A 17,617-nucleotide genomic window follows, 5' to 3' on the forward strand; every position below is an offset into this window, starting at 1 on the left:
CCAAGAGGCCGTCGCGTACAGACACCCCCGGACGAAGGGGAACGCGTACACGCTGCATCACACCCGTGGCATCTGTGCATCCGGCTGCACAACCCGTGCGTGAGTGTCAACGCAGCGGGCGGCCCCCTTGCCGGCGCTGGCACCTCGGCCCCGGCTGTGAAACGTTGCGCGCATGAGCACGGAAGAGCTGACGCTGCGACACATCGAATCGAGGGATGACGCCGCGGTGGCCGGCATCATCCGGACGGTGATGCCGGAGTTCGGCGCGGACGGCCCTGGCTTCGCCATCCACGACCCCGAGGTGTCAGCGATGAGCGCTGCCTACGCCCGGCCCCGGCACGCCTACTTCGTCGTGGAGCGGGCAGGGCGTGTCATCGGCGGCGGTGGAATCGCCCCACTTGAAGGAGGCGACGCGGGCGTCTGCGAGCTGCGGAAGATGTACTTCCTGGCCGAAGCCCGAGGCCTCGGCCAGGGCGAGCGCCTGCTCCGGCGCTGCCTGGAGTTCGCACGAGAAGCGGGCTTCCAGCGCTGCTACCTGGAGACGCTGGCGGGAATGCAGCAGGCCCAGAAGCTCTACCGCCGCATGGGCTTCGAGCCGCTGTGCGCGCCCATGGGCAGCACGGGCCACTTCGGCTGCGATCACTGGTACGCCCGGGATTTGTCAAAGCCGCTCGACTGACGAAGACGGACGGCCCCCTGCCCTGCCGGCGGCCCTTCGTGCGGCCCAGTGCCTCGTCGCGCCCGCGTCCCCAGGTTTGGGGCGGGAGGCAGCACATGACGAGCATCCATCCCGCGGGAGGAACGCGCCATGCCTAGCCGGCAGGCGCCCACGAAGCCCGGCCGCGTCGTGGAACCACCGCCCCGGCCGGACAAGAAGCCCTTCGACATCGACGAGGTGCTCGGCCGCATCCGAGAGGCGGTGCGCCACTTCGCGGACGCGGCGATGTTCGCGCTCGCGGCCCGAGGACATGACACGCTCTTCGAGCAGCTCGTCGCCTGCATCCTCTCCATCCGCACACGCGACGAGGTGAGCCTGCCCGTCTCGCTCGCCCTGCTCCAGCGCGCCTCCACGCCGGAGGCCCTGGCGCGCATGTCGCCGGAAGACATCGACGCCCTCATCCAGCCCGTCACCTTCCACGAAGCGAAGGCCTGGCAGCTTCACGCCATCGCCACGCGGACGCGGGATGAATTCGGAGGCGCGCTGCCGTGTGATGCCCAGGTGCTCCAGTCCTTCAAGGGCGTGGGCCCCAAGTGCGCGCACCTGGCGCTGGGCATCGCCTGCGGGCACGAAGCCATCAGCGTGGACATCCACGTCCATCGGGTGACGAACCGCTGGGGCTATGTGCAGGCGCGCACGCCGGAGGCCACCATGGAGGCGCTGGAGGCCGTGCTCCCGCGCGCCTGGTGGGTGGAGCTCAACCGGCTGCTGGTGCCCTTCGGCAAGCACGTCTGCACGGGCACGCGGCCGAAGTGCTCCACATGCCCGGTGCTGAGCTTCTGCCGGCAGGTCGGCGTGAGGGACGCGCGCTGACGCTACCGGTCCTGACCCACGAGCTGCGTCGCCCGACGGGCCAGCCGCTGAGCGCCTCGCGGCCCGCGCTGCGGTGCTCGCCGCTGCCTACGCCGCTCACCCTGAGCGATTCCCCCGCGGTGCCCCCATGCCGAAGACACCGCCAATCTCGAACGCACTGTCTCACTCGCGTTGACAGGTTCCGCGTGTCGCGCCGCAGCCAAGGCGCTGGAGTGCGCCACCTCGACGGTGGTGGTGGCCGTAACAGGCAAAGATTTACCCCGGATGGCTTGGAGACTTCTGGCCTCGTACACGGCTCGCTTACTCGCCGCGACGCGCTCATGACGTAGCGAGCGAATCTTGGATAGGCACTCCTGCACGTCCAGCCCTCCGTCGCGCACTCGCCAGGAGGAGGGCTTGGTCCTGGTTGCAGTGCCCGCCGCGATGGGAGGGGGCAGGTCCCAGCGCACCCTTTAAGTAAACCAAGGGGTGAAAGGGTATTGGACGACCTCAGCACTTGAGCCCTTGCGGGTGCAATTCATTGAGCATTGAGATAAATTCGCACGGATGTCCCGTCCCAGCGTCCCCCCTCCCCATGCGGCCGCGAGGACCTCGGACGTGTCCACGGCCTCCGAGTCGGTTCCGTACGGGCAGCGCCCGTCCTCACGCCCGATTCCAGCGTTGACGCTCATCTCTCACACCACCGTCACCCGCCTCGGGGAGAGGCTGCTGCTGCACGGACTCCTCGCCGGCCGGGAGGTCCCGCTCTCCCGCAATGCCCCGGACTTCTGCCGCCCGGGCGAGCCGCTGGGCCTGCCCCTGGGCGACCCCTTCATGAGTCGCAAGTCGATCCTGTTCGTCCCCGCGGGAGCAGGCCTCCGCGTCGTCCTGGGCGAAGTGGGACGATGCACGTCAGCGGGTGAGCCACTCCACGGGGCCCGCGAATTCGGTCCCACAGAACTTGAAAGAGGAGTCCCGCTGGAGTTCTCCAGGCGGACGGGGGTGCTGCTGCACCTGGCCCCTCCCCCCGAATCAAACGCACCATCCGCCCTGGGAATGGTGGGCGAAAGCGCCGCCATCCATGCCCTGCGCCGACACATCGAGCGCGTCGCCGACCTGGATGTGCCCGTCCTCATCCGGGGCGAAACCGGAACTGGCAAGGAACTGGTCGCCCGGGCCCTCCACGAGCGGAGCCAGCGCCGAGGCCCCTTCGTCAGTGTCAACCTGGGCGCCCTCCCGAAGGAACTGGCCGCGGCCGAACTCTTCGGCAGCGTCCGGGGAGCCTTCACCGGTGCCCAACGCGACCGTGAGGGCCTCTTCCAAGCCGCGGAGGGCGGCACGCTCTTCCTCGACGAGGTGGGAGAGGCCTCATCCGACGTACAGGTCATGCTCCTCCGAGTGTTGGAGACGGGGGAGCTGTACCCGGTGGGGGCCAGCAAGCCCGTGGCGACGAACATCCGCCTCATCGCGGCCACGGACGCGGACCTGGAAGCGCAGATCGCCGAGGGACGCTTCCGGTCTCCCCTCCTCCACCGGCTGGCCGGCTATGAGCTCCGGCTTGCCCCTCTCCGTGAGCGCCGGGAGGACATCGCTCCACTGTTCCTCCACTTCGCCCGCCAGGAGTTGGACGCGCTCGGAGAGGCTCACCACCTCACCACGAGAGACCCTCATGCGCGACCTTGGCTGCCATCAGACCTGGCGGCGCAGCTCCTGCTGCATCCCTGGCCGGGTAACGTCCGTCAGCTCCGGAACGTCGCCCGACAGCTCGTCATCGGCAGCAGGGGTAAGCCCTACCTGGAGCTTGATGCACGCCTCGCCCAGGAGTTGAGGCTCGACCTGGCGCCGCCGGCCCGGCCCTCCGCCTCCGCCCTCCCCCCGAAGCGTGAGGTTGCGGCCCGTCGCAAGTCCACGGACGTGGGCGAACAGGAACTCCTCATGGCCTTGCGTGCGCACGACTGGGACGTCAAGAAGGCCGCCCACCACCTGCAGATCGCCCGCTCCTCCATCTATGATCTCATCGAGCGCAGCCCCAGCATCCGGCTGGCTGGAGACCTGAGCGTGGAGGAACTCACCCGCTCCTTCCACGCGTGCCAGGGCAACCTGGATGAGATGGCACGGCGCCTGGAGGTGTCCAAGCGGGCCTTGAACCGGCGTGTCAAGGAACTGGGGCTGTATTCGAAGGAGTCCTGAGCGGACGGCCTCACACCGCCTCAATGGAAGACCAGGAGACGACCATGCAGCCCGACAGCATCACCATCGACTTCACAAAGAACCCTAAACCAGAACCGAAGACAATCACGGTCCTAGACGGCACCAGGATAACCTTCAGGATCATACTCCCTGACGGCTTGAAGCTGACTCCAACAATCACCTTCTGCGATACCGACCCCGATGCCTGCATCCTGACAATCAATGATCCCACCCACGACTTCGTCTTCACCGAAGAAACAAACACATATGAACACGACTTCGTTCCTCAGATAGACAAAACCAAGGCCCCCACCTCCCAAGATCAATTCATACGCAACTATGTCGTCAAACTCGTGGAAACCGTGCCCCCCGAGTACCCTCTGAGAGACAGGGTGGAGAACCGCCCTTCAAAAGGGGAACCCCCCACATCCTCCGGGACAATCGAAGTATCAGGCGGTCCTGGCTCAGAACTTCCCTCTCTGGTCTAGCCACCGCTCCCGAGGTACGCCCCACGCTCGCGGCACGACGTTTCACTCTCACGCCAGTCAGCCGCAGACGTAGCGGAGGGCGACGCAAGCACGGGCTCAGGGGCATGCGGCAAGCCGCTGCGCGCCAGCGAGTGAACCGCCCCACTCGTTGGAGAGGTTTGAATTGTGCGTGAGCGCCTGGGTCAGCTCATCCAGGGCCTGGCGCCTCCAGGTGCACAGGTCCCCGGGGGGCTCGGCTTCAACCCACTCCAACCTCAAACCGGCCCGCAGGGCGCGGGCCGCGGCCCAGTCGGGCCGGAGCTTCAGCGCTTGCTCGGCGTGTTCGAGGCCCCGCAGAAGGAGCGGGCCGTTTTCACGACCCGTGCGCTTCTGGTGTTCCGCCCACCGTCGGTAGAAGCGGCCAGCCTCCAGGCGATATTCCGGGTCGTCTGGAGAGAGCGTGAGGGCCCTGTCGAAGGACTTCGCCGCTGCCTCCATGGCCTCGGGCTGGAGCGACCCGCGCTGTGCCTTCCAGTGCGCATGGAGGGCCTGCGCCTTGCCAAGCTGGAGCCAGGGCTCCGCCTCCAGGGAGTTCACCTCCAACGCGGCGTGGAGTTCCTTCAGGGCGCGAGCGACGGCAGCCCCGGGGTCTCGCCCTTGGTCCGACTCGATGCGGGCCTGGATGACATGCACCGTGCCGAGGAGGACCCGCAGCCACACGGCCCCCGGCATCCTCTCGGAGGCTTGTCTCAGTGCCTCCCTTGCCTCATGCGTGCTCGAAAGAGGCGACTCGCCAAGCGCGAGCAGGTAGTGCGCGCGCCGGACGAAGAGAGAGCCCAGGTTCGCATAGGCAAAGCCCTGTCCGGGCGCGACAGCGATGGCCTGTTCGAAGCACGTCCGAGCCTGCTCCAGCGCGGGCAGGGGATCCTCACCCCGGTTCCAGGAATCCTCGGCCCGCAGCAAGTGCACCACGCCCATTCCGTTATGGAAGTTGGGGATCCGGCGGTTGATTTCAATGCCACGCTGATACTGCTCCAATGCATGCGCCAGGACGGGTCGCGGATCCTCGCCGCGACGACCCCGCCGCCGAGCCAACTGCTCGTCGACCTGCCCCGCATAGAAGTACAGCGCCATATGCTGGGGGTTGAGGGCCCGAGCCTCCTCGAGTGCCGCCGCCGCCCGCCCCAGGTCCTGCTCCGCCTCCGCATTGAGTGGACGGGAAGCCCGTGAAAAAAACGCACGCCCCAGGTTGATCCAGTCCTCGGGGACACGATTGTCCAAGGCGATGGCCGCCTCGTAGGCACGGATGGCTTTGTCCCTGTTCCCGCCGGAATCCCTCCCGAGCTGCTCCTCGTAGTCCGCCCACGTCGTGAAGACGAGACCTGAATCGCCGTGGTAGGCGCGGTCCCGGTGCGCCACGCCGATGCTCGCGAACAACGCGGCGGCTTCTCCGAGCAGCGCGCGTGGGTCCTCGCCCCTCTCGATTTGATAGCGCGCTTGGAGCCAGGTGCTCCGAGCCAGGTTGAATGTGGCCGCCGGAAGCCCGGGCTCCACCAAGAGGGCACGCCGCGCTGCCTCTAGCGCCTTCGCGAGAGGCTCCTCCCCATCGCCCCCATGGGTGAGCCGGTGCTCGGCCAGGCGGTGGTGCGCGCGCGCCATGCGGATAACACACTGGGCGTCGTCCGGAGCAATGGTGAGACAACGGGAGAGCGCGTCCAGGGAACGGTGGTACGCAGGCATCACATCCCCCCTGCCATACAGCTCCATGACCATCGCATCGTTTTCGAGCAAGGCCAGGGACCGGTAGACGGCGGGGTCGCTTTCAGCGGTGGCGATGGCGGCGGCGTAGGCCTTGCGACCGGCTTCGAAGCTCGCTCGGGCTCCCTCGGGATCTCCCCCGTTCCAGCGTTTGAAGGCCTGTGCCGCATGGACGTCCCCGCGCAGCATGGGCAGCTCATGAAACCAGGGCAGCTCGCTGGCAGCGCGATCCGCCAGGAGCAGGGCGTCATCGAAGCGGCCCTCGTAGAAGGCGACCAGCGCCGCCACGTATTCCCTCGAGGGCACCTGAGCGCCTTCACTCTGCTTGAACCACGCGAGCGCCGGATCCCGGTAGAGGCGCTCCGCTTCACGCGTCGCGGCCTCCCGCAGCGCCGGCACACGAATCCGCTGCGCCTCCAGGAGTTGCTGCTGATAGCGCCGCCCGCTCACCAGTGCGAGCGCATACGCGGCCCGGGGCGAGCGAAAACCATTGCGCCAGGAGGACTCCAGGAACTCCAGGGCCTTCGCCTCGTCTCCGAGCGCGAGGTGGCCACGCCCCAGCGCATGGTGCCCAGGGCCCAGCGCCTGCGGACCGGAGCGCTGGATCTCCGCCTCCAGTTCGGCCATCTGGGCCTGGAGTGCCCGGCGGTCCTGCCGGATGTCATGCAGCCGCGAGAGCGCGGAGTAGCGGCCCCTGGACTCGATGCCCTCCACCAGCTCGGTGAATCGCTGGACGATTCGCTCACGCTCGGCGGCCTCCTGGCGGGCCCGGATGCCCCAACCGAGGGCCCCTCCCGCCGTGACCAGCGCGGCGGCGCCCACCGTGGCCAGGAGCCGGTGTTTGCGCAGGCGCTTGCGCAGGGAGTACGCGAAGCTCGTGCGTGCCAGCACCGGCTCGCCGCCCAGGAAACGCTCCAGGTCATCCGCCAATGCACGCGCCGAGTCGTAACGGGCGTCGCGATCCTTCTCCAGACACTTGAGGGCAATGGCCTCCAGGTCCGCCGGGAGTCCTGGAGCAAGCAGGCGCGGCGCGCGCGGCTCCTCGGTGGCGATGCTGTTGAGCACTTCCAGGCCATTGGCCCCAGGGATGGGGACCTCGCCGGTGAGGAGGAAGTAGAGGGTGGCCCCCAGGCTGTAGACATCCGCGCGGCGGTCGAGCCCGCTCACCTCTCCGCGAGCCTGTTCCGGGGCCATGTAGTGCGGCGTCCCCAAGACGGCGCCGCTGGCCGTGACGGACTCGTTCCATTCACGCGCAAGACCAAAGTCCATCACATAGGGCCTGGGAGTCCCGTCGTCGGAGGACTCCACCATGATGTTGGAAGGCTTGATGTCCCGGTGGATGAGCCCGACGCGGTGGGCCGCATGAACCCCCAGAGCAGCCTCACGCATCACCAGTGCCTTCTGCTCGATGGTGAGCGAACGCACCTGGGCGCTGAGCGACTGGCCGTCGATGTACTGCATGGCGATGAAGACCTTCCCCCCGACGTGGCCCACCTCATATACTTGACATACGCGCTCGTGCTTCACCTTGGCCTGAGCACGCGCCTCGGAAACGAAGCGGCGAGCGTGCGATTCCTCGTCGCGGACGAACTTGAGGGCGACCTGTCGGCGCAGGCGTGGGTCCCAGGCCAGGAACACACGACCCATTCCGCCCTGTCCCAGGAACCGCACGGGTTGGTATCGCTCCCACCCGGGGAGCGGGAAAGCAGGGACGTCGGCGTCCCCCGGGGCCAATGCCTGTTCAACCCGGACCGGGTCGACCGTAACGGTCTGCTCGGGAGAGGGCTGCTCACCTGACGGGCGCTCCTCCAGGGCAAGGTTCTCCCGCATCAGCGAGGCAAGTGTCTCTTCCGAAACCCGGCCCCGCTCCTGAAGCAACTCCAGCGGGCTTCGTCCCAGGCGTCGCGCATCCTGAAGCAGGGCCTCCGCCTCCTCGCGGGACAGGATCCCCTCGTCAATCGCGAGCCAGATCTCCGTCTCATCGTCACGATTCATCGATGGGCACCTCAAAGAGAGCAGCGCGCAAAGCCAGCGGCCGTCTCAGTTGAAGGGCCCCGCGCTCCCCGGTCGTTCCTATATCACGAGGTCTCTTCTCAGAAGAGACACGGGAGCCGCTTCGGTCCAAGGAGTGCTCGCGGCATGTCGCCGACATGTCGCCGGACTGTCGAGACATCCCCCTGGGGCGCAATCACCCTACCAACGCGTGCGCTGGCGGAGACGCGCCACGCCCCTTGATGGAAGCGTGAGCAGTCCGATTCGGAAGCGAAGCTCGAGTGGGCACGAGAGGTGCAAACACAGACTTACGCCTGGTGATTCCACCACGCATTGCCGCTCCCTTGCCCCTCTTCAGGTGAAAGCCATGAGAACAATGTCCGAATTCAGCTCGCGAAACTCCAAGCCGCGCGGAGGGTGGGACGCACTCCGCCATGCCACGAAGGTTTCCGCCATGTTGGCAGGAGTCCTCGGTCTGGTGGGGTGCACGCCCGAACAGCAACTCCAGCTCGAGCAAGACGCGTTGAGCAGTTCGCGTGCGGGCCTGACGCTGGGCGGTTCGAGCCTCCTCCACCGCTACAGCTTCACCGCCGGCGGGACCGACTCGGTGAGCGCGGCGCATGCCACGCTCGAGGGGGGTGCCACGACCGTCAATGGCGAGGTGATTCTGAACGGAGCGGGGGCCTATGTGAACCTGCCCATCACCGGGACCCTCGCCAGCCTCCAGGATGCGACCTTCGAGGCGTGGGTGAAGTGGGATTCCGCCTCGGGGCAGACATGGGCGCGCATCTTCGACTTCAACGATGGCGTTTGGAACAAGTCCCTGGTCCTCACCCCGCGCAATGGCGGCTTCGACTCGGGGCCGGCGGTCGATACTCCACGCTTCAGCATCTTCAGCCCGGCCATCAGTGGAGAGGAGCAGGCCACCAGTGCGACCGGGTTCCCAACGGGCGCACTCACGCACGTCGCAGTGACCATGGACAGCGTCGCGAGGGTCAACCGCCTGTACATCAACGGCGTGCAGGTGGCTCAGACCACCACCCCTACCGCGCTCACTCCGGCGAGCCTGGGCACGCTCGCGAATGCGTGGTTGGGTCGTTCCGCCTATTCCGCGGATCCATTCTTCAAGGGCTCGATCTCCGAGTTCCGCGTTCACGGCGCTGCGCTGTCGTCCAATGACCTCACCGCCAGCTACCAGGCTGGCCCGGATACCGTGATGGCTCCTGGCACGGAGCACGTGGTCATCTACGGGCGAACGGACGTCGCGGGCATGGCCGCGGACACCACGAGCGTGTACTGGGTCGAGAACCGAACCTGCGGCCAGGTGATGAAGGCGTCGCTCTCCACAGGTAGAGCGCAGGTTCTCGCCTCCGGCCGCGAAAACCCGAGCGCCGTGACCACGGATGCCACGTTTGTCTACTGGGTCGAGAACGGCACGACCATCTTCAAGATGCCCGTCAATGGCGGGAGCATCACCTCCCTGGCCTCGGGGCTATCGGGGATTGGCCAGCTCGTCACGGATGGCGCGGAACTCTTCTGGACCCAGGGAGGCTCCATCCTCCACATGCCGGTCCAGGGCGGCACGCCTGCCATTCTCTATACGACGGCCCTGGCTGGCCCCCTTGCAGTGGATGGTCATCATCTCTACTGGATGCAGCCGGGCGGCACCATCGTGAAGGCAGCCAGGCCCGGCGGCCCTGCTTCATCCCTCTGGAATTCGTCGAACTCCACCACGGGTATCGCCAGCGACGGAACGGACCTCTTCATCGCGGAGAACCTGAGTCCATACGACATCCTCCGGCTCCCGGTAGGAGGGAGCCAGTGGGCGCTAGCGTTTGCCGTCAGGTACGGCAACATCACGAGCCTTGCCGTGGGGCCCAACCGCGTCGCCTGGTTCGACCCCAGCCTCGGTGCGATTCTCGCCAAGGGCAAGTAGAGCACGCGGACACAGGGCCGGCGGGGGGAGGCCCACCGGCGGCCGTTCCCCTCGCTACCGGTCCTGCCCCACGAGCTGCGTCGCCCGCCGTGCCAGCCGCCGCCAGGGATTGGTGCGGCCCCCATTCTCCAGCGTGATTTCCTTCGAGTGCCGCAGGTCCCTGGCCCAGCACCGCGCCAGCTTGCGGACGAAGGACGCGTCGTGGATGACGAGCGAGCCCTCCTTCAGCTTGTTGAGCGACAGCGAGTCCATGTTGGTGGAGCCCACCACGGCGAGCCAGTCGTCCACGAGCAGCGTCTTCGAGTGCAGCATCGACGGCTGGTACTCCCAGATGCGCACGCCCGCGGCCAGCAGCCGCTCGTACGTCGAGCGCTGGGACGCCCTCATGATGGGCACGTCATGGTTGGGCCCCGGCCCCAGGACACGAATCTCCACGCCCTGACGGCACTTCTCCTCCAGCTGCTCCAGAATCGCGTTGGGCGGTGAGAAGTATGCGTTGGCAATCCAGATGCGCTCACGCGCGGCGCCAATCACGATGCGAATCATTCGCTCCGCGTCGGTGAGGCCCAGCTTGCCCGCGCTGTCGATGAAGCCCGCGGCGCAGGGGCCCGCGGGTTCCGCTTCCGGAAAGGCGCTCGGTGGAATCAACCCGCCACCCGACTCCTGCCAGTGACGGGAGAACGACAACTGCATCCGGCGCACCTCGGGGCCCTCCACGCGGATGTGCGTGTCACGCCACTCGTCCGGCTTCAGGCCGTCGCCTTCCCACACCTTCCAGATGCCGAAGCCTCCCGTGTAGCCAATGCGCCCGTCGACGATGACGAGCTTCTGGTGACTGCGCCCCAGCAGACGGCCCAGCACCTTGCCCGCCAGGAGCCGGAAGTAGTGGACCTCCACCCCAGCGTCCGTGAGCACCTTCTCCACCTTCTGGTCGAAGTCACGGTCGCCGCGAATCTCCTCGCTGCCCACCGGGTCCACCACCACGCGGCACGCCACGCCCGCTCGGGCGCGCTCCACCAGCGCCTCCACCACACGGTCCGACAGCTCACAGGGCCGCCAAATGTACACCAGGACATGGACGCTGCTCTGGGCGGCGCGGATGTCCGCCAGCATGCGCTCGAAGACCGCGCCGTTCTCCAGCAACTCCAGCGCGTGTCCGGGAATCAGCCCCACGCCCGTGGACTGGTACAGCGCGAAGGAGAAGGCCTCCGGCCCCGGCGGCAGCGTGAAGGGCCCGTGCATCTCATGTCGCGCACGCTCCACGCTGCCCGAGAAGCCCAGCGCCCCGGGCTTGGGAATCAGCGCCTCCAGCTCCTGCATTTCATCCATACGGGCAAGCTAGGGATGCCTCCCTCCGCTTGGAATGCCGCGCCTGCCCGCCTGCCTTAGGCCCGACGCGTGCTTCCCGTTGCCGCGCGGCGGCAGGCTGGCCACACTGCGCTCGTCCTCAAGCCTCCAGGAGCGCCAACCATGGTGGATGACACCCGACCGACAGCCCACGAGCTGCTGTCCCTTCCTCGACTCGCTCCGCTCGTGCCCATGCTGTACGTGGCCTGGACGGACGGGGAGCTCACGCCGGAGGAGATTCGCGCCATGGGCTCCGCCGCCCGCGCGCAGCCCTGGCTGGACCTGCGCGCCAACACCGTGCTGGCGCGCTGGCTGGACCCGCTGGTGCCGCCCAGCCCCGGTGAGCTGGCCCAGGTGCGCGAGCACATCCGCCGCACCGCGGAGCGCCTGTCCCACAGCGAACACAACAACCTCGCCGAGCTGGGCGCGCGGCTCGCCCAGGTGGGCAACGGCGACGAGGGCCTTCCCGCGCCCATGCCGGAGCTGACGCGCGCGCTGGCGCAGTTGGAGGCGTCCCTGGGCGTCTCCGGCAGCGAGGCCGTCCGCGCGCTCGTCCCCGCCGCTTCTCCCAGCCGCGCCGAACAGCGCACGCCCACGTCCTTCGACCCGGAGGCGCTGCGTGCCGTGCTGGACCGGACCTATCCGGAGACGCGCGCCCAGGTGCGCCAGTGGCTGGCGGACCCGGCCTACCGCCACACGGACACGCGCGACACGGCGAAGTACCGGGACCAGGTGCTCGCCTGGCTCAAGGCCATGGCCGACCACGGACTGGGACGCATCGCCTTCCCCGCGGGCAATGAGACGAGCGCGGACCTGGGCGCCTTCGTGACCGCCTTCGAGACGCTGGCCTATTTCGACCTGAGCCTCGTCATCAAGGCCGGCGTCCACTTCGGCCTCTTCGGCGCCAGCATCCTCTTCCTCGGCACCGAGAAGCACCACCGGAAGTACCTGCCCCAGGTGGCCTCACTGGAGCTGCCCGGCTGCTTCGCCATGAGCGAGCTGGGCCACGGCTCCAACGTCCGGGACGTGGAGACGGTGGCCCGCTACGACGCGGAGGCCGGCGAGTTCGTGGTGCACACGCCGACGGAGACGGCGCGCAAGGAGTGGATTGGCAACGCCGCGCGGCACGGGCGCATCGCCACCGTGTTCGCGCAGCTCGAGGTCGGCGGCCGGGCGCTGGGCGTCCACGCGCTGCTGGTGCCACTGCGCGACCCGGCCGGGAAGGTGCTGCCCGGGATTCGCATCGAGGACTGCGGCGAGAAGATGGGCCTCAACGGCGTGGACAACGGCCGCATCTGGTTCGAGCACGTCCGCGTCCCGCGGGAGAACCTGCTGGACCGCTTCGGGCAGGTGAACGCGCAGGGCGAATACACCAGCGCCATCACCGGCGACTCCAAGCGCTTCTTCACCATGCTGGGCACGCTGGTGGCGGGCCGGGTGAGCGTGGCCGCCGCGGCGCTGAGCGCGGCCAAGAGCGGGCTCACCATCGCCGTGCGCTACGGCGACCTGCGGCGCCAGTTCGGCCCCGCGGGCGACCAGGAGTTCCGCCTGCTGGACCACCAGGCCCACCAGCGGCGCCTGCTCGTGCCCCTGGCCAAGACGTACGCCATGGACTTCGCGCTCGAATACCTCGTCGAGCGCTACGTGAAGCGCACCGAGGAGGACGCGCGCGAGGTGGAGTCGCTGGCGGCCGGCCTCAAGGCCTACAGCACCTGGCACACCACCGCCGTCCTCCAGGAAGCGCGCGAGGCGTGCGGCGGGCAGGGCTACCTCCAGGCCAACCGGCTGGCGGCGCTCAAGGCGGACACGGACGTGTTCACCACCTTCGAGGGCGACAACACGGTGCTGATGCAGCTGGTCGCCAAGGGCCTGCTCACCGGCTACCGGCAGCGCTTCGAGGACGACCGCGTCTTCGCCGTGCTGAAGCTGCTGGCGGACCGGGCCACCGCCGTGGTGGACCGCAACCCCTTCGCCGCGCGGCGCACCGACAGCGACCACCTGCGCGACAACGACTACCACCTGCGCGCGCTGCGCTTCCGTGAGGACGAGCTGCTAGCCACCGTGTCGCGGCGCCTGCGCAAGCGGCTGAGCGCGGGCGTGGAGGCCTTCGAGGCCTTCAACCAGGTCCAGGTCCACCTGCTGGAGCTGGCGCACGCCCACGTGGAGCGGCTGGTGCTGGAGCAGTTCCTCAAGGGCGTGGCCGACGTGAAGGACCCCGGCTTGAAGACGGTGCTGGGACGCCTGTGCGACCTCTACGGCCTGTCCTGCCTGGAGTCCGCCAACGGCTGGTTCCAGGAGCACGGGTGGCTGGAGGGCACCAAGGCGAAGGCCCTCCGCAAGGAGGTGACGCGGCTGTGCGCCGAGCTCCGCCCGGACGCGGTGGCGCTGGTGAACGCGTTTGGAGTACCGGACACCTGCCTCGCCGCGCCCATTGGATTGGGCCACCTGTCGCCATGAGGTGAACGTTTGGGGCGGGCGGCACTGCCCGCCTGCCGCCCCCATGCACAGCATCGTGGGGCCATGACACGACACACGACGATTCTGTTGTGCGCCCTCGGGTGGCTGTCGGGCTGCGCCACGATGTCTCCCGTGGAGCGCGCGGCCGCCCTGGAGGCCCAGAACAAGCAGCGGGTGCGGCAGCTCACCGAGGAGCTCTACAACCTGCGCAAGCTGGACCGCATCCCGGAGTTCATCGCCGAGGACTTCGTGGACCGCTCCCAGGGCGCGCCCCTCAACGCGGTGGGACCCGCCTTCATCCGTCAGCAGGCGGAGGCCAGCTTCAAAAAGTTCCCCGAGCTGAAGTTCGACATCCTCCACCTGGTGGCGGACGGCGACCTGGTGCTCGCGCACTGGAAGGCCACCGCGCCGGCCCCCCAGCCCCTCCTGCTGCAAGGGCACTCCCTGTACCGGCTGCGCGACGGCAAGGTGGTGGAGTCCTGGGACATCTCCGACCGCCTGTCGCCGCTGCTCCAGCGCGGCTACAAGGTGGTGCCGCCCACGCTGTAGCCTTCGGCTCAGCCGCCGGGCGCGCGGAACACCGCGCCGTCCTGGCCTTCCACCACCAGGCTGGCGCCATCCGACGGCGACACCCGGAGCGCCACGCGTGGCAGCCCCTTGCGGTCCCTCAGCACCAGACCGGGAGAGCCATGCTCGTCCGCACCCAGGATGGCCCGGGGCCGTCCGTCCGCGTCCGACAGCTCCAGCCGCGACGAGCCATCCACCTGGAGGCCCACCGCGAACAGTTCCCCGCCGCCGGGCTTGGACAGCGTCAGGCGCGGCGCCTCGTCGGAGTACACCACCAGCTCCGCCAGGGACTGGCCCTCCGCGGTGGAGAAGCGCAGCCGGGGCGAGCCGTCCTCGCCCACGCCCAGGAGCGCCCGGGGCCGGCCCTCGCCGTCGCGCAGCACCAGGCCCGCGTTGCCCTGCGCGTCGGTGTCCAGCGTGGCCCGCGTCTGCCCGCGCGCGTCCGTGAGCACCAGCCGGGAGGCCACCAGCGTCCCGGAGGACACGTCTTCGCCCCGGAGCGCCGCCGCGCCCAGCCCCAGTCCCGCCAACGCGAGCGCGGTGAACGTCAGCCCCTGCCACCGCCGGCAACTGCGCTCCAGCCGCGCCATCCGTGCTTCGAGCGAATCCGAATCCATTCGAACGCCTCCTCGCGAAGAGAAGCTAACGGAAGCGGGCCCGGTGCGCGCGCCCGACTGTCCAGCAGTGACGACCCGCCCACCCCCACCGTGGTCGCCGTGCCGCCGCTGACCTATTTGCGCATCCACCACTACCAGGAAGGCCCCATGACTTCACGACTCCGGCTGCTGCCGCTGCTGGCCCTGCTCTCGCTGACAACCTGCGTGCGCAACCCCGCCACCGGCAAGCGCATGCTGTCGCTCGTCTCTCAACAGGACGAGATTGCCCTGGGCAAGCAGAGCGCGGAGGAGGTGCGCGGCTCCATTGGCCTCATCCAGGAGCCCAAGGTCCAGGAATACGTCGCCCGGGTGGGCCTGCCCATGGCGAAGGCCTCCGAAAGGCCGGAGCTGCCCTGGACGATCCAGGCCGTGGATGACCCGGTGGTGAACGCCTTCGCCCTCCCCGGAGGGCCCGTGTTCGTGACGCGGGGCCTGCTGACCGCGATGAACTCCGAGGCGGAGCTGGCCTCCGTGCTGGGGCACGAAATCGCCCACATCACCGCCCGGCACTCCGTGGAACAGTTGTCCCAGGCGCAGCTCGCCCAGGCCGGCCTGCTGCTGGGCAGCGTGCTCAGCGAGGACGTGGCCCGCTTCGGGGGCCTGGCCGCCGCCGGCCTCCAGTTGCTGTTCCTCAAGTACGGCCGCGACGACGAGCGCCAGGCGGACGAACTGGGCTTCAAGTACATGCTGAACGGCGGCTACGACGTGCGTCAGGCGGCCAACGTCTTCGCCACCCTGGACCGCGTGGGCAAGGCCGCGGGCGGACAGAGCCTTCCCACGTGGCTGTCCACCCACCCCGACCCGGGCGACCGCGTGAAGACGGCGCAGGAGCGCGCCGCGAAGGCCCACGTCGACTTCAACCAGCTCAAGGATGGCCGGGAGGAATACCTCGCCATGCTCCAGGGCATGGCCTACGGCAACGACCCGCGGCAGGGCTTTTTCCGGGGCAACGTCTTCATGCACCCGGGACTGCGCTTCCAGCTCACCTTTCCCCAGGGATGGAAGACGGCGAACCAGCCGCAGCAGGTGGCGGGCATCAGCCCGCAGGAGGACGCCATCGTCGGGCTGGTGCCCACCGGCAACATCGCGCCGCAGGAGGCGATGCAGCGCTTCCTCGCGCAGGAAGGCATCCAGCCGGTGAGCGCGGCGCCCACGGGCTTCCCGCAGGGCGCCGCGTTCTTCCAGGCGCAGACGGAGCAAGGCGTCATCGCCGGCGTCACGGCCTTCGTGTCGCAGGGCGGCACCACGCTCCAGCTCCTGGGCTACACCGGCGCGCAGCAGCTTCCCGCCTACGAGGACGCCTTCCGCGCCACCTTCTCCAGCTTCGGCGAGCTGACGGACGCCTCCGCGCTGGCCGTCCAACCCGCACGGATTGAACTGGCGAAGGTGACGTCACCCATGACGTTGCAGCAGTTCAACGAGCAGCACCCGTCCACCATCCCCGTGGAGGAGCTGTCCATCATCAACGGCGTGCAGCCCGGTGACATGCTTCCCGCGGGTCGCACCGTGAAACGCGTGACGGGCGGGGTGCGGTCCACGCCCTGAGCCGTGCTCCGGCAGGGTGCGCCGGAGCATGGTGCGTCTCTCAGGATTCGACGTCGCTGTCGTCGCAACGCGACACGACAGCAACAGAACGACGAAGCCTGTTCCCCTTCGAAGCCGTTCATTCCGTTCCGGAACGAAGCGGGGGCATGGGCGTCGAACGGAATCGAACATTCACATTGAATCATCCGAAACCCGATTTTCCCCGGAAGGCACGCGGCGCATCATGAGCGGAATGAGCCACCACGAACGCGAGCGGTTGGCGACGGCCTACGCGGCGACGCGCTACATCATCCGGCCCCATCCCAGCACGGGTGGCGTCGAGCAAATCCTGCGGGCGGGCGCCTTGCACCCGGCGCTGGACGCAACGCTTGCGGCACGCGGCCACCGCGAGTGGGCCTTCCTGACGGCGTGGAATCCCGGCTCGCAGTGGCGGAGCGGCGAGGAGAACCGCCGCGCGCAGGAGCGCATGGTCGCGCAGCTCGTCGCCGGGGGTTGGGGGGCCGCCCCCGCGCTGGGCGAGGCGGATGACGGCAGTTGGTGCGAGCAGAGCCTCTTCGTCCCCGGGCTTCCCCGCGAGGAGGCCGGACGCTTCGGCCGCGCCTACGGACAAGTCGCCGTGCTCGTGGGACGCACGGGAGGCCAGGCGGAGCTGCTGTTCTGCGAGGAAGCCCGCGCACCCGCCCCGTGAAGCACGCGGACAGGGTGCCCCCGCGCCGCCCGTGAGGACCGGGGCGCGGGGCGACGCCCACGCTCAGGGAATGGGGCCTCGGGGCTGCCCCGCCGCCGGCACGGTGCCGCTGCCACCCAAGGCGGCGTCACCCGGGTTCTCCGGGATGACTTCCAGCTCGCGGGCATTGATGACCCTGCGCGCCAGCTCATCGAACTCGATTTCCAGCACGCGGCCGGGCTGGTCCGCGAGGCCGAAGCGGATGCGCCAGAAGTTGGGGCGGATCTCCACCGCCTCCCCGGCCTGGGCCAGCACCAGTGAGTTGTTGCGGGCGTATTCCTCGCCGGCCTGGACCACGTCCCGGGCTCCCAGCTCCGTCTGCACGGCGGCCGAGCTGGGAGGGGCGGGGGGACGGCCGGTGGGCCCCGTCGCGCAGGCCATGGAGGCCAGGATGGCGCCGGGCAAGAGGAACCGGGGGACGATGCGAAATCGGATCGGCGTCATATGCCCATGGTGAGCACGCCG

The 17,617-nt window shown here is 68.7% G+C and carries 13 protein-coding genes; 9 read left to right on the forward strand and 4 right to left on the reverse strand.

Features of this window, described 5'->3' with window-relative positions; all coding sequences use genetic code 11:
• Nucleotides 1-172 precede the first annotated feature (172 nt).
• The 4 genes from FMP39_RS07680 to FMP39_RS07695 all read left to right on the forward strand — a co-directional run bounded on the left by FMP39_RS07680 (nucleotide 173) and on the right by FMP39_RS07695 (nucleotide 4,188).
• Complete coding sequence (locus FMP39_RS07680; RefSeq protein ID WP_141589314.1) at nucleotides 173-679, forward strand: GNAT family N-acetyltransferase; 507 nt, start codon at nucleotides 173-175, stop codon at nucleotides 677-679.
• 129 nt (nucleotides 680-808) lie between these two features.
• A complete protein-coding gene (gene nth, locus FMP39_RS07685; protein WP_011556357.1) occupies nucleotides 809-1,531 on the forward strand; it encodes an endonuclease III in 723 nt (240 codons plus the stop codon).
• A 546-nt stretch (nucleotides 1,532-2,077) separates the two neighbouring features.
• On the forward strand, nucleotides 2,078-3,700 hold the full coding sequence (locus FMP39_RS07690) for a sigma 54-interacting transcriptional regulator (protein WP_141589315.1): 1,623 nt from the start codon (nucleotides 2,078-2,080) through the stop codon (nucleotides 3,698-3,700).
• A 44-nt stretch (nucleotides 3,701-3,744) separates the two neighbouring features.
• Complete coding sequence (locus FMP39_RS07695; protein ID WP_153904233.1) at nucleotides 3,745-4,188, forward strand: hypothetical protein; 444 nt, start codon at nucleotides 3,745-3,747, stop codon at nucleotides 4,186-4,188.
• 96 nt (nucleotides 4,189-4,284) lie between these two features.
• On the opposite strand, the gene FMP39_RS07700 is transcribed toward FMP39_RS07695, so the two are convergent.
• Complete coding sequence (locus FMP39_RS07700) at nucleotides 4,285-7,920, reverse strand: serine/threonine-protein kinase (protein ID WP_141589316.1); 3,636 nt, start codon at nucleotides 7,918-7,920, stop codon at nucleotides 4,285-4,287.
• Nucleotides 7,921-8,371: 451 nt separating this feature from the next.
• On the opposite strand from FMP39_RS07700, the gene FMP39_RS07705 reads away from it, so the two are divergent.
• Nucleotides 8,372-9,853 carry a LamG domain-containing protein gene (locus FMP39_RS07705; protein ID WP_228557769.1) on the forward strand — a complete coding sequence of 494 codons (1,482 nt, stop codon included), beginning with the start codon at nucleotides 8,372-8,374 and terminating at the stop codon, nucleotides 9,851-9,853.
• Between the two features lie 54 nt (nucleotides 9,854-9,907).
• Here the strand turns inward: FMP39_RS07705 and FMP39_RS07710 are convergent, their stop codons facing one another.
• Nucleotides 9,908-11,182, reverse strand: coding sequence for a phosphatidylserine/phosphatidylglycerophosphate/cardiolipin synthase family protein (locus FMP39_RS07710; RefSeq protein WP_090488489.1), 1,275 nt, complete (start codon nucleotides 11,180-11,182; stop codon nucleotides 9,908-9,910).
• Nucleotides 11,183-11,323: 141 nt separating this feature from the next.
• On the opposite strand from FMP39_RS07710, the gene FMP39_RS07715 reads away from it, so the two are divergent.
• Together FMP39_RS07715 and FMP39_RS07720 are read left to right on the forward strand one after the other, a co-directional pair.
• Entirely contained in the window at nucleotides 11,324-13,657 is a 2,334-nt protein-coding gene (locus FMP39_RS07715) for an acyl-CoA dehydrogenase (protein ID WP_141589318.1), read from the forward strand.
• Nucleotides 13,658-13,720: 63 nt separating this feature from the next.
• Nucleotides 13,721-14,206, forward strand: coding sequence for an ester cyclase (locus FMP39_RS07720; protein ID WP_141589319.1), 486 nt, complete (start codon nucleotides 13,721-13,723; stop codon nucleotides 14,204-14,206).
• Between the two features lie 8 nt (nucleotides 14,207-14,214).
• Here the strand turns inward: FMP39_RS07720 and FMP39_RS07725 are convergent, their stop codons facing one another.
• Complete coding sequence (locus FMP39_RS07725; RefSeq protein WP_194858283.1) at nucleotides 14,215-14,841, reverse strand: hypothetical protein; 627 nt, start codon at nucleotides 14,839-14,841, stop codon at nucleotides 14,215-14,217.
• 147 nt (nucleotides 14,842-14,988) lie between these two features.
• Here FMP39_RS07725 and FMP39_RS07730 point away from each other — a divergent pair, with 147 nt between their 5' ends.
• Together FMP39_RS07730 and FMP39_RS07735 are read left to right on the forward strand one after the other, a co-directional pair.
• Nucleotides 14,989-16,425, forward strand: coding sequence for a M48 family metalloprotease (locus tag FMP39_RS07730; RefSeq protein ID WP_141589321.1), 1,437 nt, complete (start codon nucleotides 14,989-14,991; stop codon nucleotides 16,423-16,425).
• 232 nt (nucleotides 16,426-16,657) lie between these two features.
• Nucleotides 16,658-17,113 (forward strand): DUF3293 domain-containing protein, encoded by a 456-nt coding sequence (locus FMP39_RS07735; RefSeq protein WP_141589322.1) that lies wholly within the window; start codon nucleotides 16,658-16,660, stop codon nucleotides 17,111-17,113.
• A gap of 63 nt (nucleotides 17,114-17,176) precedes the next feature.
• Here the strand turns inward: FMP39_RS07735 and FMP39_RS07740 are convergent, their stop codons facing one another.
• The gene (locus tag FMP39_RS07740) at nucleotides 17,177-17,596 is read right to left on the reverse strand and encodes a hypothetical protein (RefSeq protein ID WP_141589323.1); all 420 of its coding nucleotides are present in this window, start codon (nucleotides 17,594-17,596) and stop codon (nucleotides 17,177-17,179) included.
• Nucleotides 17,597-17,617 lie beyond the last annotated feature (21 nt).

The sequence above is a fragment of the Myxococcus sp. AB056 genome (assembly GCF_006547365.1).
GTDB classification, from domain to species: Bacteria; Myxococcota; Myxococcia; order Myxococcales; family Myxococcaceae; genus Myxococcus; species Myxococcus virescens.

Coding starts and splice junctions, on each gene's coding strand:
- FMP39_RS07680 (WP_141589314.1), top strand. CDS start 173: ATGAGCACGGAAGAGCTGACGCTGCGACACATCGAATCGAGGGATGAC.
- nth (WP_011556357.1), top strand. CDS start 809: ATGCCTAGCCGGCAGGCGCCCACGAAGCCCGGCCGCGTCGTGGAACCA.
- FMP39_RS07690 (WP_141589315.1), top strand. CDS start 2,078: ATGTCCCGTCCCAGCGTCCCCCCTCCCCATGCGGCCGCGAGGACCTCG.
- FMP39_RS07695 (WP_153904233.1), top strand. CDS start 3,745: ATGCAGCCCGACAGCATCACCATCGACTTCACAAAGAACCCTAAACCA.
- FMP39_RS07700 (WP_141589316.1), bottom strand. CDS start 7,920: ATGAATCGTGACGATGAGACGGAGATCTGGCTCGCGATTGACGAGGGG.
- FMP39_RS07705 (WP_228557769.1), top strand. CDS start 8,372: ATGTTGGCAGGAGTCCTCGGTCTGGTGGGGTGCACGCCCGAACAGCAA.
- FMP39_RS07710 (WP_090488489.1), bottom strand. CDS start 11,182: ATGGATGAAATGCAGGAGCTGGAGGCGCTGATTCCCAAGCCCGGGGCG.
- FMP39_RS07715 (WP_141589318.1), top strand. CDS start 11,324: ATGGTGGATGACACCCGACCGACAGCCCACGAGCTGCTGTCCCTTCCT.
- FMP39_RS07720 (WP_141589319.1), top strand. CDS start 13,721: ATGACACGACACACGACGATTCTGTTGTGCGCCCTCGGGTGGCTGTCG.
- FMP39_RS07725 (WP_194858283.1), bottom strand. CDS start 14,841: ATGGATTCGGATTCGCTCGAAGCACGGATGGCGCGGCTGGAGCGCAGT.
- FMP39_RS07730 (WP_141589321.1), top strand. CDS start 14,989: ATGACTTCACGACTCCGGCTGCTGCCGCTGCTGGCCCTGCTCTCGCTG.
- FMP39_RS07735 (WP_141589322.1), top strand. CDS start 16,658: ATGAGCCACCACGAACGCGAGCGGTTGGCGACGGCCTACGCGGCGACG.
- FMP39_RS07740 (WP_141589323.1), bottom strand. CDS start 17,596: ATGACGCCGATCCGATTTCGCATCGTCCCCCGGTTCCTCTTGCCCGGC.